This window comes from Streptomyces sp. SS7 (genome assembly GCF_037993025.1).
Classification (GTDB): domain Bacteria; phylum Actinomycetota; class Actinomycetes; order Streptomycetales; family Streptomycetaceae; genus Streptomyces.
The window spans coordinates 4,219,041-4,232,082 of the sequence record NZ_CP141223.1; the positions used below are offsets into that span (position 1 = coordinate 4,219,041).

13 protein-coding genes are annotated in these 13,042 nt (G+C 73.4%); 9 read left to right on the forward strand and 4 right to left on the reverse strand.

The window, feature by feature from the left end; all coding sequences use genetic code 11:
* Positions 1-22: 22 nt before the first annotated feature.
* A complete protein-coding gene (locus U5640_RS19435; RefSeq protein WP_340377028.1) occupies positions 23-1,054 on the forward strand; it encodes an SAM-dependent methyltransferase in 1,032 nt (343 codons plus the stop codon).
* A 43-nt stretch (positions 1,055-1,097) separates the two neighbouring features.
* Here U5640_RS19435 and U5640_RS19440 read toward each other — a convergent pair whose 3' ends face one another.
* The gene (locus U5640_RS19440; RefSeq protein ID WP_340377029.1) at positions 1,098-2,249 is read right to left on the reverse strand and encodes an NADH-quinone oxidoreductase subunit D; all 1,152 of its coding nucleotides are present in this window, start codon (positions 2,247-2,249) and stop codon (positions 1,098-1,100) included.
* A gap of 31 nt (positions 2,250-2,280) precedes the next feature.
* Here U5640_RS19440 and U5640_RS19445 point away from each other — a divergent pair, with 31 nt between their 5' ends.
* Together U5640_RS19445 and U5640_RS19450 are read left to right on the forward strand one after the other, a co-directional pair.
* Positions 2,281-2,805 (forward strand): PH domain-containing protein, encoded by a 525-nt coding sequence (locus tag U5640_RS19445; RefSeq protein WP_340377030.1) that lies wholly within the window; start codon positions 2,281-2,283, stop codon positions 2,803-2,805.
* Complete coding sequence (locus tag U5640_RS19450) at positions 2,802-4,145, forward strand: PH domain-containing protein (protein ID WP_340377031.1); 1,344 nt, start codon at positions 2,802-2,804, stop codon at positions 4,143-4,145. The genes U5640_RS19445 and U5640_RS19450 overlap by 4 nt, the downstream gene beginning before the upstream one ends.
* Positions 4,146-4,226: 81 nt before the next feature.
* On the opposite strand, the gene U5640_RS19455 is transcribed toward U5640_RS19450, so the two are convergent.
* On the reverse strand, positions 4,227-5,669 hold the full coding sequence (locus tag U5640_RS19455; protein ID WP_340377032.1) for a hypothetical protein: 1,443 nt from the start codon (positions 5,667-5,669) through the stop codon (positions 4,227-4,229).
* Between the two features lie 201 nt (positions 5,670-5,870).
* Positions 5,871-6,989, reverse strand: a complete 1,119-nt coding sequence (locus U5640_RS19460; protein ID WP_340377033.1) for an alpha/beta hydrolase-fold protein — start codon at positions 6,987-6,989, stop codon at positions 5,871-5,873.
* Positions 6,990-7,225: 236 nt separating this feature from the next.
* Between U5640_RS19460 and U5640_RS19465 the strand changes: the two genes are divergently transcribed.
* From U5640_RS19465 to U5640_RS19490, 6 genes are all read left to right on the forward strand, one after another.
* Positions 7,226-9,040, forward strand: a complete 1,815-nt coding sequence (locus tag U5640_RS19465; RefSeq protein ID WP_340377034.1) for a phosphatidylglycerol lysyltransferase domain-containing protein — start codon at positions 7,226-7,228, stop codon at positions 9,038-9,040.
* 134 nt (positions 9,041-9,174) lie between these two features.
* Entirely contained in the window at positions 9,175-10,035 is an 861-nt protein-coding gene (folP, locus tag U5640_RS19470; RefSeq protein ID WP_340377035.1) for a dihydropteroate synthase, read from the forward strand.
* The gene (locus U5640_RS19475) at positions 10,032-10,547 is read left to right on the forward strand and encodes a nuclear transport factor 2 family protein (protein WP_340377036.1); all 516 of its coding nucleotides are present in this window, start codon (positions 10,032-10,034) and stop codon (positions 10,545-10,547) included. Before folP ends, U5640_RS19475 begins: the two co-directional genes overlap by 4 nt.
* A 222-nt stretch (positions 10,548-10,769) precedes the next feature.
* Positions 10,770-11,129 carry a dihydroneopterin aldolase gene (folB, locus tag U5640_RS19480; protein ID WP_340377037.1) on the forward strand — a complete coding sequence of 120 codons (360 nt, stop codon included), beginning with the start codon at positions 10,770-10,772 and terminating at the stop codon, positions 11,127-11,129.
* Positions 11,126-11,737: a 2-amino-4-hydroxy-6-hydroxymethyldihydropteridine diphosphokinase gene (gene folK / locus U5640_RS19485; protein ID WP_340377038.1), complete on the forward strand. Its 612-nt coding sequence runs from the start codon at positions 11,126-11,128 to the stop codon at positions 11,735-11,737. The genes folB and folK overlap by 4 nt, the downstream gene beginning before the upstream one ends.
* Before the next feature lie 80 nt (positions 11,738-11,817).
* Positions 11,818-12,309: a DUF3180 domain-containing protein gene (locus U5640_RS19490; RefSeq protein ID WP_340377039.1), complete on the forward strand. Its 492-nt coding sequence runs from the start codon at positions 11,818-11,820 to the stop codon at positions 12,307-12,309.
* Between the two features lie 45 nt (positions 12,310-12,354).
* Here the strand turns inward: U5640_RS19490 and folE are convergent, their stop codons facing one another.
* The gene (gene folE / locus U5640_RS19495) at positions 12,355-12,960 is read right to left on the reverse strand and encodes a GTP cyclohydrolase I FolE (RefSeq protein WP_340377040.1); all 606 of its coding nucleotides are present in this window, start codon (positions 12,958-12,960) and stop codon (positions 12,355-12,357) included.
* Positions 12,961-13,042: the final 82 nt, after the last annotated feature.

The following is a 13,042-nucleotide window of genomic DNA, read 5'->3' on the forward strand; positions in this document are numbered from 1 at the left end:
CCTGTACGCCTAGTCTGACCGGATGACGCACGAAGTGAGCGCCCCCGGCGACCCAGGCGACCCAGGCACCCCGGGCGGCTGGCGCGGGTGGCGCGGGTGGCGGGCGGCGGCCGAGGACGCGCTGTACGGCCCGCACGGCTTCTACCGGCGGCCCGAGGGCCCGGCCGGCCACTTCCGTACGTCCGTGCACGCCTCGCCCCTCTTCGCCGGCGCCGTCGCCCGGCTGCTGTGCCGGGTCGACGAGGCGCTGGGGCGGCCCGAGCGGCTGGACTTCGTCGACATGGCCGCCGGCCGGGGCGAGCTCGTCACCGGCGTCCTCGCCGCGCTCCCCGCCGAGGTGGCGGCGCGCACGCGCGCGTACGCCGTCGAGCTCGCCGCCCGCCCGCCCGGACTGGCCCTCCGGATCGAGTGGCTCCCCACGCCCCCGCCCGGCATCACCGGGCTGCTGTTCGCCAACGAGTGGCTCGACAACGTGCCGCTGGAGGTCGCCGAGGTCGACCCCGCGGGGGTGCCCCGGCTGGTCCTCGTACGACCGGACGGCACCGAACGCCTCGGGGAGCCGGTCTCCGGGCCCGAGGCGCGGTGGCTGGCGCGCTGGTGGCCGCTGCCGGACGAGCCGGGGCTGCGGGCCGAGATCGGGCTGCCGCGGGACAGCGCCTGGGCGTCCACCGTCGCATCCGTCGCGCGCGGGCTCGCGGTGGCCGTGGACTACGCCCACACGGCGGACGCCCGCCCCCCGTTCGGCACGCTCGCCGGTTTCCGGGAGGGACGCGGGACGGCCCCCGTGCCGGACGGCTCGTGCGACCTCACGGCCCATGTCGCCCTGGACGCCTGCGCCCTGCCGGGCGCCCGGCTGCTCACCCAGCGCGCCGCCCTGCACGCCCTGGGCGTCGCGGGCGCGCGCCCCCCGCTCTCGCTGGCCTCCACCGACCCCGCCGCCTACGTCCGCGCCCTCGCGGGCGCCGGGGAGGCCGCCGAGCTCACCGCGCCGGGCGGACTCGGCGACTTCGGCTGGCTGCTCCAGCCGGTGGGACTGCGCGACGTACTCCTTTAGGCCGTGTCCGCGAAGTCCCGTCTGCGGGCCGCCTACGGGCCGCCTACTTGTCGATGTCCCCGACCACGAAGAACATCGACCCCAGGATGGCCACCATGTCCGCGACCAGGGTGCCCGGCAGCAGCTCGGTGAGGGCCTGGATGTTGTTGTAGGACGCCGAGCGCAGCTTCAGGCGGTACGGCGTCTTCTCGCCCTTGCTGACGAGGTAGTAGCCGTTGATGCCGAGGGGATTCTCGGTCCACGCGTACGTGTGCCCCTCGGGCGCCTTGAGGACCTTGGGGAGCCGCTGGTTGATCGGGCCGGGCGGCAGCTGCGCCAGCCGGTCCAGGCAGGCGTCCGCGAGGTCGAGCGCGTTGTGGGTCTGCGCGAGCAGGCACTCGAACCGGGCGAGACAGTCGCCCTCCTCACGGGTCACCACCTCCAGGACGTCCTGGAGCTCCCCGTACGCGAGATAGGGCTCGTCGCGCCGCAGGTCGAAGTCGACGCCCGAGGCGCGCGCGATCGGCCCGCTCACGCCGTACGCGTGCACGGCGTCGGCCGAGAGCACGCCCACCGCGCGGGTGCGCCCCCGGAAGATCTCGTTGCCGAGGACGAGGTCGTCGAAGACGTCCATGCGCGAGCGGACGGCGGCGACGGCGCTCCGCGCGCGGGAGGCCCAGCCGGCCGGCAGGTCCTCCTTCAGGCCGCCGACCCGGTTGAACATGTAGTGCATCCGCCCGCCGGAGACCTCCTCCATCACGTTCTGGAGGACCTCGCGCTCGCGGAACGCGTAGAAGACCGGTGTGATGCCGCCCAGCTCCAGCGGGTACGAGCCCAGGAACATCAGGTGGTTGAGCACCCGGTTCAGCTCGGCGAGCAGCGTGCGCGTCCAGACCGCCCGCTCGGGGACCTCCATGCCGAGCATCCGCTCCACCGCGAGGACCACGCCCAGCTCGTTCGAGAACGCCGACAGCCAGTCGTGGCGGTTGGCCAGCATGACGATCTGCCGGTAGTCGCGCGCCTCGAACAGCTTCTCCGCGCCCCGGTGCATATAGCCGATCACCGGCTCGGCGTGCCGGATGCGCTCGCCGTCCAGCACCAGCTTCAGCCGCAGCACACCGTGCGTGGAGGGATGCTGGGGGCCGATGTTGAGCACCATGTCGGTGCTCTCCGCGGCGCCGCCGATCCCGACCGTGGTCTCCGTCGTGGGAGTCATGGCACCAGTCTCCCCTACGTACGCTGGCGGTATGGAAACGGGGAGCCCGGGGGGCACCAGGACGACCGAGGCCGGAGCGGGGGCCGACGAGGCCGCTGCCGCGTGGACCGCGCTGCCGCCGGGACTGCTACGGATGCGACGACTGCTGCTGGTGGTGTGGCTGGGGCTCGCCGCCGTCGCCGTCGGGCTGGTGCTCGGCCTGTGGGTGGGCCCCGCGTGGGCCGCCCTGGCGCTGCTGCCGCTGGCCGGGATCGGCTGGGGCTGGGTGCTCCTCGGCCGCAACTGGCGCTCCTGGCGGTACGCCGAGCGCGCCGACGACCTGCTGATCAGCCGGGGGGTGCTGTGGCGCGAGGAGACCATCGTGCCGTACGGCCGCATGCAGCTGGTCGAGGTGACCTCCGGGCCCGTCGAACGGCACTTCGGGCTCGCCAGCGTCCAGCTCCACACCGCGGCCGCCGCCACCGACGCGACGATCCCGGGGCTCGACCCGGCCGAGGCGGAACGGCTGCGCGACCGGCTCAGCGAGCTCGGCGAGGCCCGATCGGCGGGCCTGTGACCGCCCAGGGCGTCGAGGGCGACGTCCCCGCGGCGGCGGAGCGGGCGGCCGTCGCCGAGCGCCGGCTGCACCCCGTCACCCCGTTCCGGCGCGCCTGGGCCCCGGTCGCGGTGCTCGTCGGCTGGGCGGTGCACGACCCCCACCAGGCACAGGAGCAGCTCACCCGGCTGACCACGACGACCCTGCTGATCGCGCTCGCCGTCCTGGTCCCGGCGTCGGCCGCGTACGGCTTCCTGAGCTGGTGGTTCACCCACTTCTCGGTGACCGACGGCGAACTGCGCATCCGCACCGGCCTGGTCTTCCGGCGCACCGCGCACATCCGTCTGGAGCGCATCCAGGCGATCGACGTGACCCAGCCGCTGCTCGCCCGCCTGGCCGGTGTGGCGAAGCTGCGGCTCGATGTCGTCGGCGCCGAGAAGAAGGACGAACTCGCCTTCCTCGGCGACGACGAGGCACGCGCGCTCAGGGCCGAACTGCTCGCGCGGGCGGCGGGCTTCGCCCCCGAGACGGCGCACGAGGTCGGCGAGGCGCCGGCCCGCGAACTGCTGCGCGTCCCCGCGCGCGAGCTGCTGGTCGCGCTGGTGCTGACCGGTTCGGCCTGGGGTGCCGTCGCCGTCGCCCTCGTCGTCCCGCCCGTCCTGTGGCTGCTCACCCACAGCGTGGTGACGGTCCTCGCGACCGGCCTGCCGCTGCTCGGCGCGGCGGGCGCGCGCAGCGCCGGGCGGTTCGTGGGCGAGTACGACTGGACGGTCGCCGAGTCCCCGGACGGCCTGCGCATCGACCGGGGGCTGCTGGACCGCACGCACGAGACGGTGCCGCCGGGGCGGGTGCAGACCGTGCGGATCGTGCAGCCGCTGCTGTGGCGGCGCCGCGGCTGGGTGCGCGTGGAGCTGGACGTGGCGGGCTCGGCCAACTCCGTGCTCGTGCCGGTCGCCCCGCGCGCGGTCGCGGAGGCGGTCGTCGCGCGCGTGCTGCCCGGGGTGACCGTGCCCGCGGCGGACTCACTGGCGCGCCCGCCGCGCCGGGCCGGACGGTGCGTGCCGCTGTGGTGGCGGGGGTACGGCATCGCGGTCACGGACGCCGTGTTCGCCACCCGGCACGGACTGCTGCACCGCAGCCTCGCCCTCGTGCCCCACGCCAAGGTCCAGAGCGTACGGCTGACGCAGGGCCCCTGGCAGCGGCTGTGGCGGCTCGCCGCCGTCCGGGTGGACACGGGAGCCGGAAAGACCGTCACCGCCCGCCTGAGGGACGCTCAGGAGGCCGCGGAGCTGCTCCGCGCCCAGGCCGAGCGGTCCCGCACCGGCCGCCGGGACGCCCGGCCCGACCGCTGGATGGCGTGAGGAGGACGAACCGAAGGGCCGTGCGGTGTCCGCACGGCCCTCAGGAGCGCCAGGGGTGGCGACGCGACGGGTGACGCCGGGTCAGGACACCGCGCTGCGCAGGCTCTGGAGGTCGATCACCTCGGTCTCGTCGTGCGCGGTCAGGTCGATCACCTGGCCGACGCCGCGTGCCTCCTCGCCGGCCGGCTTGAACTCGGCCTCGGCCTCGGCCTTGTGCAGCGCGAGCGCCTCCTGGCCGACGACGTCGGCGAGGTCCTCGTTCTGCACCGCGTCCAGCGCGTCCGGGGTCGCGCTCTTGGTGCCGAAGAAGTCGAACCCGCCCTCGGCCGTGGGACGCCGTACCGGCTGGGCGGCGGGTACGACGGCCACGGCGGTGGGCACGGTGAAGTGCCCGGCCGGCCGCACCACCGGCGCGGCGGGCCGCGGAACGAGCGCGGCGGACAGGGCGGAGGCACCACCGGCGGCCCCGGTCCCGGCAGCGGCGGGCTCGGCGGCGACGGTTCCGGAGCCCGAAGCCGTGGAGCCGGCGGGCTGGGTGGCGGCGCGGCCGGCGGCGGCCGGAGCCGCAACGGAGCGCCCGGTGACGGACTCGGCAGCGGCGGGCTCGGCGGCGACGGTTCCGGAGACAGAAGCCGTGGAGCCGACGCCCGTGGAGCCGGTGCGCCCGGAAGCGGCGCGCCCGGAGCCCCCGGTCGCAGCCACGGACCCGCCCCCGGAGACGGCACGGCCGGCGCCGGTCGGGGCGGGACGCTCGGCGGCGGCCGGCTCGGCTGCGGCGGTGCGCCCCGGCGTGTCCTCGGCCGTGGCGGCCTCGTCGGTCCCGTCGGCCGGGTGGGGGGCGACCGCGCGCGTGTGCTCGTCGGCCGCCTCAAGCTGCCCCTCGGCCTCGTCCTCCTGGGCGGAGTCCTCGCCACCGGCCTTGCCGGACGCGACCTTCACGGGCTCCCCCGCGCCGGAGGCGGCCGCGGCCGCCTCCGGGTCGAGCTTCGCCAGCGCCGACCGCGCCCGCGCGTACAGCTGCGCCCCCTCCGGGGAGAAGGCCGCCGGGGCCCTGGTACCGACGGCCTCGGGGGTCTCGGCGCTCTCGGGCGTCCCGGAGACCCCGGTCTCCGTCCGGCTCTCCTCCTCCGCGCCCGCGGCGGGCAGCGCGTGCGGCTCGGGATCGGCCGTGCTCTCCATCTCCAGCAGCCGGCGGCCCTCCAGGGCGCTGGCCCGCTCGGTCTCCGCCGTGGCGTAACGGCGCAGCAGCGCGGCGTGCTCGTTGCGCAGGCCGGCCAGTTCGGTGCGCTTGGCCCGCAGCCGCTTCTCCAGCTTGCCGCGCAGCTCACGCGATTCGTCGAGGTCGGTCTCCAGCTCGGCGACCCGTTCCTCGAAGCGCCACTCGTCGCTCGCCCGCGCGCGTGTGAGGTCGGCGACCTGTTTCCCGGCGTACGTGTCCCAGCGACGCAGGACGGCGGCCCCCACGACCGCGGTGGCCGCGGCGACGGCGGCGACGACGCGGAGCACGGCGGGATCCGAGAACACCCAGGGACCGAAGGCACAGATGAGCGAGACGCCTGCGATCGCCGAGGGAGGCAACAGCCTGTGCAGTGGCGGGGAATGGCGGTGACGTCCACGTGGCATGGCCAGAAACTTACCGCGCGTAGGCGAATGTTGGCGCCCCGCCCTGTAAAAACACAGCCATACCGAAGCCTTCACCCACCCCGCGGGCCACACAAGTCAAGATCAATTACTCAGCCGTCCACTGATCCACTCCAGCGCGGGCGGGATCTCGCGGCGCCAGGTGTTGAAGTTGTGCCCGCCGCTTTCGAGAATGATCGACGAGATCCGGGTCCGGCCCGTGGCCTTCGCCAGGTCTATGAAGTTCAGCGTGGCCTTGTAGTTGGACTCGCCGATCCTGCTGCTGGTGACGAGCAGCGAGGTGTCCGGAGCGGAACGATTCTTCAGAAACCAGCGCAGATCGGCCTCCTTGCGCAGCGTCTTGTCGCCGTGGAACAGGTCGCCGGTGGTCGGATCGGTCGGCGCCTTGTAGTACGCCGAGAGCCCCACGCCCGCCGCGTACGCCTCCGGGTGGTGCATCGCGAGCTTCAGGGCGCAGTAACCCCCCGTGGAGTCCCCGATGATCCCCCAGCTCGACGGCTTCTTGCCCACCCGGTAGTGGGCCCCGACCGCGTCCGGCAGGTCCTTGGCGAAGAACGACTCGGTCTGCGGCCCGCCCGGGATGTCCACGCACTCCGTGTCGCGCGGCGGCGCCACCGTCGGCCGCAGCATCACCAGGATCATCGGCTGCATCCGCCCGTCCCCGGCGAGCTGCCGCGCGGTACGCGGGTAGTGCAGCTTGTCGACGAGCGCCTCGGCCGTACCCGGGTAGCCCGTGAGGACGACGGCCACGGGGAACGTGCGCGTGCGGTTCTTCGCGGCGAAGTACTCGGGCGGCAGATACACGTAGGCGGGCGTGCTGATGTGCGTCGTACGCCCGGCCAGCACCACCTTCTGGATCCGCCCGCCGAACTCCGGCCGCCCGCCGCCGCCGTCCACCCGCCGGCTGTCCACGACACGCACCGGCCCGGCCGGGGCGCCGTTCGTGTGGTCCACGACCACACCCGGCTCCGTCTCACGGCCGAAGAGGTCCGCCCAACTGGCGTAGAAACCGAAGGCCTGATTGACGGACAGGCCCACGGACAGGAAGAGGGCCAACTGGGTGCAGAGCAGCAGACCGACGCGCCCGCCGACGGCCCGCCAGGAACGCCGTGCCAGCCGCGGCCACAGCCACACCGTGCCGGCGAACAGCGTTAAGGCGAACAGGACTGACATCAGCAGCACTGTGTTGCTCGTGAGACCCATACAACGGTTTCCTGCCTGATCCTGGCCCGGGTACAGATCCGTTCCCCCCGACTCCTTCGCGAGGGCTTGTCCCGGACTTTCCTTGGCCTTTTCAGCGGCTTTGAAGAAGGGAGTGAACCTCTCTCCCCGAGACACCGTCCTAGAGGGCGCAATGTCGCCGGATGCCCGAATCGGATCCGGATCCAAGGTCTCTCGCGGAACTACGGGATGCGATGTCTGTCAGGGAAGATGCGGAAATGTCGGATGGGGTTCCGAACCGATCAAGCCGAGTGCGGCCGCTGATGCGTGGCCCGCGCCCCGAGTCCGTGCCCGCCCTCGTCGGCAGAGCCTGTGCTCTCGTGGGGCTGCTGGACGTCGCGGCGGGGATCTTCCCGCGGTTCCGGCAGAGCCGTATGCACTCGCTCGCCGAGGTGCTGCCGGGCTCGTTCGGCCCGTTCGCGGCGGCACTCTCGCTCAGCGCCGGCGTACTGCTGCTCCTGCTCGCCCACGGCCTCAAGCGCAGCAAGCGGCGCGCCTGGCGGGCGGCGGTGGCGCTGCTCCCGGCCGGCGCGGTCGCCCAGTTCGTGTACCGGCACTCGATCGTCGGCGCGCTCATCTCGCTCGCGCTGCTGATCCCGCTGATCGTCCACCGCGACCAGTTCAGGGCCCTTCCGGACCCGCGCAGCCGGTGGCGCGCGCTCGCCAACTTCGTCCTCATGGGCGCCGGTTCCCTCGTCCTCGGACTGGTCATCGTCAGCGTCCACCCGCGGCGCATGATCGGCGACCCGAGCCTGGCCGATCGCATTACCCACGTCCTGTACGGCCTCCTGGGCTTCGAGGGCCCGGTCGACTACCAGGGCAGCACCTCCTGGACCGTCGCCTTCTCGCTCGGCGCCCTCGGCTGGATCACCGCCGTCACCACGATCTACCTCGCCTTCCGGCCCGAGCACCCGGCCGCCCGCCTCACCGAGGAGGACGAGAACCGGCTGCGCGTCCTGCTGGACAAGCACGGCCGGCGCGACTCCCTCGGCCACTTCGCACTGCGCCGCGACAAGGCCGTCGTCTTCTCCCCCAGCGGCAAGGCCGCCGTCACCTACCGCGTCGTCTCCGGCGTGATGCTCGCCAGCGGCGACCCCATCGGCGACGTCGAGGCCTGGCCCGGCGCCATCGAACGCTTCATGGACGAGGCCAAGGCCCACTCCTGGACACCCGCCGTCATGGGCTGCTCCGAGACCGGCGGCGAGGTGTGGACCCGCGAGACCGGCCTCGACGCCCTCGAACTCGGCGACGAGGCGGTGGTGGACGTCGCGGATTTCTCCCTCGCCGGCCGCGCCATGCGCAACGTCCGGCAGATGGTCAAACGCATCGAACGCGCCGGATACGAAACCCGCGTACGGCGCGTACGTGACCTCGGCGAAGCCGAACTCGAACGCATCCGGCACGCCGCCGAGGACTGGCGCGGCACCGACACCGAACGCGGCTTCTCCATGGCACTGGGCCGCGTCGGCGACCCCGCCGACAGCGACTGCCTCATCGCCACCGCCCACAAAGCCGACGAAACCCCCGGCCCCTACGGCGACCTCAAGGCCATCCTGCACTTCGTGCCCTGGGGCACCGACGGCGCCTCCCTGGACCTGATGCGCCGCGACCGCTCCGCCGACCCCGGCATGAACGAACTCCTCATCGTCGCCGCCCTCCAGGCCGCCCCCAAATTCGGCATCACCCGCGTCTCCCTCAACTTCGCCATGTTCCGCTCCGCCCTGGCCCGCGGCGAGAAGATCGGCGCCGGACCCGTCCTGCGCGCCTGGCGCGGCCTGCTCGTCTTCCTCTCCCGCTGGTTCCAGATCGAGTCCCTCTACAAGTTCAACGCCAAGTTCCAGCCCCGCTGGGAACCCCGCTTCGTCGTCTACCGCGCCTCCGGCGACCTCCCCCGCATCGGCTTCGCCGCCATGCAGGCCGAAGGCTTCGTCAACCTCGCCCTCCCCCTCCCCCGCTTCCTCCGCCGCCGCAGCAACCCCGCCCGCGCGTGCGCCCACGGACTCGCCGAGCGGCAGGACGTACGAGCCGCCTGAACCGGCGACCGCCCACCGGCCCCCGCGTCCGCACCCGGACCGGCCCGGGCGCAGGCCCCGCCCCTCTCCCAGCCCTGGGGCCCGCGCCCGGGCCTCCCGGCGTCCGGGCGCCCGGCGGGGCCTACGCTGAACGTATGAGCAAGCAGAGCGGGCGCGGGCAGGTCGCCGGCCTTCCGGACTGGGACCGCTGCGCGGTCATGGGCGTCGTCAACGTGACGCCCGACTCCTTCTCCGACGGCGGCCGCTGGTTCGACACGACGGCCGCCGTCAAGCACGGCCTCCAGCTCGTCGCCGAGGGCGCCGACCTCGTCGACGTCGGCGGCGAGTCCACCCGGCCCGGCGCCACCCGGGTCGACGAGGCCGAGGAACTGCGCCGTGTCATCCCCGTCGTCCGGGGCCTCGCCGCCGAGGGCGCCGTCGTCTCGGTCGACACCATGCGCGCCTCCGTCGCCGCCCGGGCCCTCGCCGCCGGCGCCGTCCTCGTCAACGACGTCAGCGGCGGCCTCGCCGACCCCGGGATGATCCCGGCCGTCGCGGAGGCGGGCGCCCCCTTCGTCGTCATGCACTGGCGCGGCTTCCTGGAGGGCGGAAACGTCAAGGGCTCGTACGACGACGTCGTCACCGAAGTCGTCGACGAGCTGCACGCGCGCGTGGAGGCCGTCCTCGCCGGCGGCGTCTCCCCGGACCGCGTCGTCGTCGACCCCGGCCTCGGCTTCTCCAAGGAGGCCGACCACGACCTCACCCTGCTGGCCCACCTCGACCGGCTGCACACCCTGGGCCACCCGCTGCTCGTCGCCGCCTCCCGCAAGCGCTTCCTCGGCCGTGTCCTGGCCGGCCCCGAGAGCGCGCCCCCGCCGGCGCGCGAGCGCGACGCCGCCACCGCCGCCGTGTCCGCGATCGCCGCCCACACCGGCGCGTGGGCCGTGCGGGTGCACCAGGTGCGCGCGACCGCCGACGCCGTCCGGGTCGCACGCGCCGTGGAAGGAGCGCGGTGACCGCCCCCCACACCGACGTCGAACAGGTCGAGGCCGCCAACACCGCCTTCTACGAGGCGCTCGAACAGGGCGACTTCGAAGCGGTGTCCGCCCTCTGGCTGACCCCCGCCGACCTGGGCGTCGACGAGGAGTACCACGACCCCGCGGACACCGGGGTGGTCTCCTGCGTGCACCCCGGCTGGCCGGTGCTGACCGGGCGCGGCGAGGTCCTGCGCTCGTACGCCCTGATCATGGCGAACACCGACTACATCCAGTTCTTCCTCACCGATGTGCATGTCTCGGTCACCGGCGACACCGCCCTCGTGACCTGCACGGAGAACATCCTCAGCGGCGGCCCCGCGCCCCGCGCGGGCGAGGAGCTCGGGCCGCTCGTGGGCCAGCTGGTGGTCGCCACCAACGTGTTCCGCCGCACCCCCGACGGCTGGAAGCTCTGGTCGCACCACGCCTCCCCGGTCCTCGCCGAGAACGAGGACGGGCCGGACACCGACGAGGACGACGCCGGCCCGCCCTGACCGAGAGTGGCTGGAATCACGAACCCGCGGGGGGATGCGGCCACCCGCCCCCGCGCCACCGGGCCCACCAAGGGAAACAGCGGGTACCAAGGGAAACACCGGGTGAAGACCGCGCCGCCGACCGCCCCTCCCGCGCGCCCGGCACCCGGACCCGCCGACGCGCGCAGGTAGATTCGTCCGAGGCAACCGACGAGTGCAGGGACGAGTGCAGGAGGGATTCACGTGGATCGTGTCGCGCTGCGCGGCCTGAGGGCCCGCGGGTACCACGGTGTGTTCCCCGAGGAACGCAGGGAGGGCCAGACCTTCGTCGTGGACCTCGTCCTGGGCCTGGACACCCGGCCGGCCGCCCGCGACGACGACCTCGCGAAGACCGTGCACTACGGCATCGTGGCCGAGGAGGTCGTGGCCGTCGTCGAGGGCGAGCCGGTCAACCTCATCGAGACGCTCGCCGAGCGCATCTCCCAGGCCTGTCTGCGGCACGAGGGGGTACAAGAGGTCGAGGTCGTGGTCCACAAGCCGAACGCCCCGATCACGGTCCCCTTCGACGACGTGACCGTCACCATCACCCGGAGCCGAGTATGACCGCGTCCTTCACCGAGGGTCACAGCGACCCGACCGTTCAGCCGGTGCCCGCCTCCGTCGTGCAGCAGGTGGACGCCGCCGACACCACCCTGCACAACCCGCGACGCGCGGTGCTCTCCCTCGGCGCCAACCTCGGCAACCGCCTGGAGACCCTCCAGGGCGCCGTGGACGCGCTGGAGGACACCCCGGGCATCCGCGTCAAGGCCGTCTCCCCGGTGTACGAGACGGAACCGTGGGGCGTCGAGCCCGGCAGCCAGCCCGCGTACTTCAACGCGGTCGTCCTGCTGAAGACCACCCTGCCCCCGTCCTCGCTCCTGGAGCGGGCCCACGCGGTCGAGGAGGCCTTCCACCGCGTCCGGGACGAGCGCTGGGGCGCGCGCACCCTCGACGTCGACATCGTGGCGTACGCCGATGTCGTGGACGACGACCCGCAGCTCACCCTGCCGCACCCGCGCGCCCACGAACGCGCCTTCGTCCTCGCCCCCTGGCACGACGTGGACCCCGGGGCCCGGCTGCCCGGCCGCGGCGCCGTCGCCGACCTTCTCGACGCGGTCACCCGCGAGGGCGTCACGGTTCGCAAGGACCTGGAACTCCAGCTGCCCGAGTAGTCGTTAAGGTCAGGACGACCACCACCACGACACTCGTCCGCGGAAGGACCCGCGGAACCCGGGGGAGCTGAAGGGACACCGTGAGAGAGCTGCACATCAGGGTGCTGGCCGGCGTGTTCGTCGTGGCCGGCGTGCTGTCCTGGGCGGGCGCCCGCCTCTGGAACTCGATCGGGACCCTGCCCAGCGTCCCCCTGGCCGCCCCCATCGTCCTCGCCCTGATCGCGGTGGTCCTGCTGTCCACGGCGCTCTCGCTGCGCGCCCGGCTCAAGGCCCAGCGCGAGCGGCGCCCCGAGGCCAAGGGCGTCGACCCCCTGATGGCGGCCCGCGCGGTCGTCTTCGGCCAGGCCAGCGCCCTGGTCGCCGCCCTCGTCGCCGGCATGTACGGCGGCACGGGCGTCTTCCTCCTGGAGTCCCTCGACATCCCCGCCCGCCGCGACCAGGCCATCTACGCCGGCTTCTCGGTCCTGGCCGGCATCGCCGTCATAGCGTCCGCCCTCTTCCTGGAACACGTCTGCAAGCTCCCGGAGGACGACGACGACCACAACGGCACGGGCGCGGCCCCTGCGGCATGACAGCCGCCAGGGCCGCCGGGACGAGGTGCCCGCTGGACGATCAGGTCAGCGCGCCAGTATCAGACTCATCGCCTCGGCCCGGGTCGTGGCATCCCGGAGCTGGCCCCGGACCGCCGAGGTCGTCGTCTTGGCACCCGGCTTACGGATCCCGCGCACCGACATGCACATGTGCTCCGCCTCGATGACGACGATCACTCCCCGCGCCTCGAGGATCCGCATGAGGGAGTCGGCCACCTGCGTGGTGAGTCGTTCCTGCACCTGTAGGCGACGGGCGAACACCTCGACCAGCCGTGCGAGCTTCGACAGGCCCGTGATCTTGCCGGTGTCGGCCGGGATGTAGCCGACGTGCGCCACTCCGTGGAACGGCAGCATGTGATGCTCGCACAAGCTCACGATTTCGATGTCCTTGACCAGGACCATCTCGTCGTGGCCAAGATCGAACGTCGTCGTCAGGACGTCCTCGGGCACCTGTGTCTGGCCCGCCAGAAGCTCCCGGTACGCCCGCGCCACCCGCGCCGGTGTCTCCTTCAGGCCCTCGCGGTCGGGGTCCTCTCCGACCGCGATCAGGAGTTCGCGTACGGCGATCTCGGCGCGCTTCTCGTCGAACTCGCCGATGGAGCCCTCGCCGTCCAGCGTCACGGGGTCGGTCATCTGCTGCCTCGTTCCTAGATGTCCTACAACGTCCTACCAGGCCGTCCAGAATCGGCCATATGGCAATGCCGCGCCCCCCAGG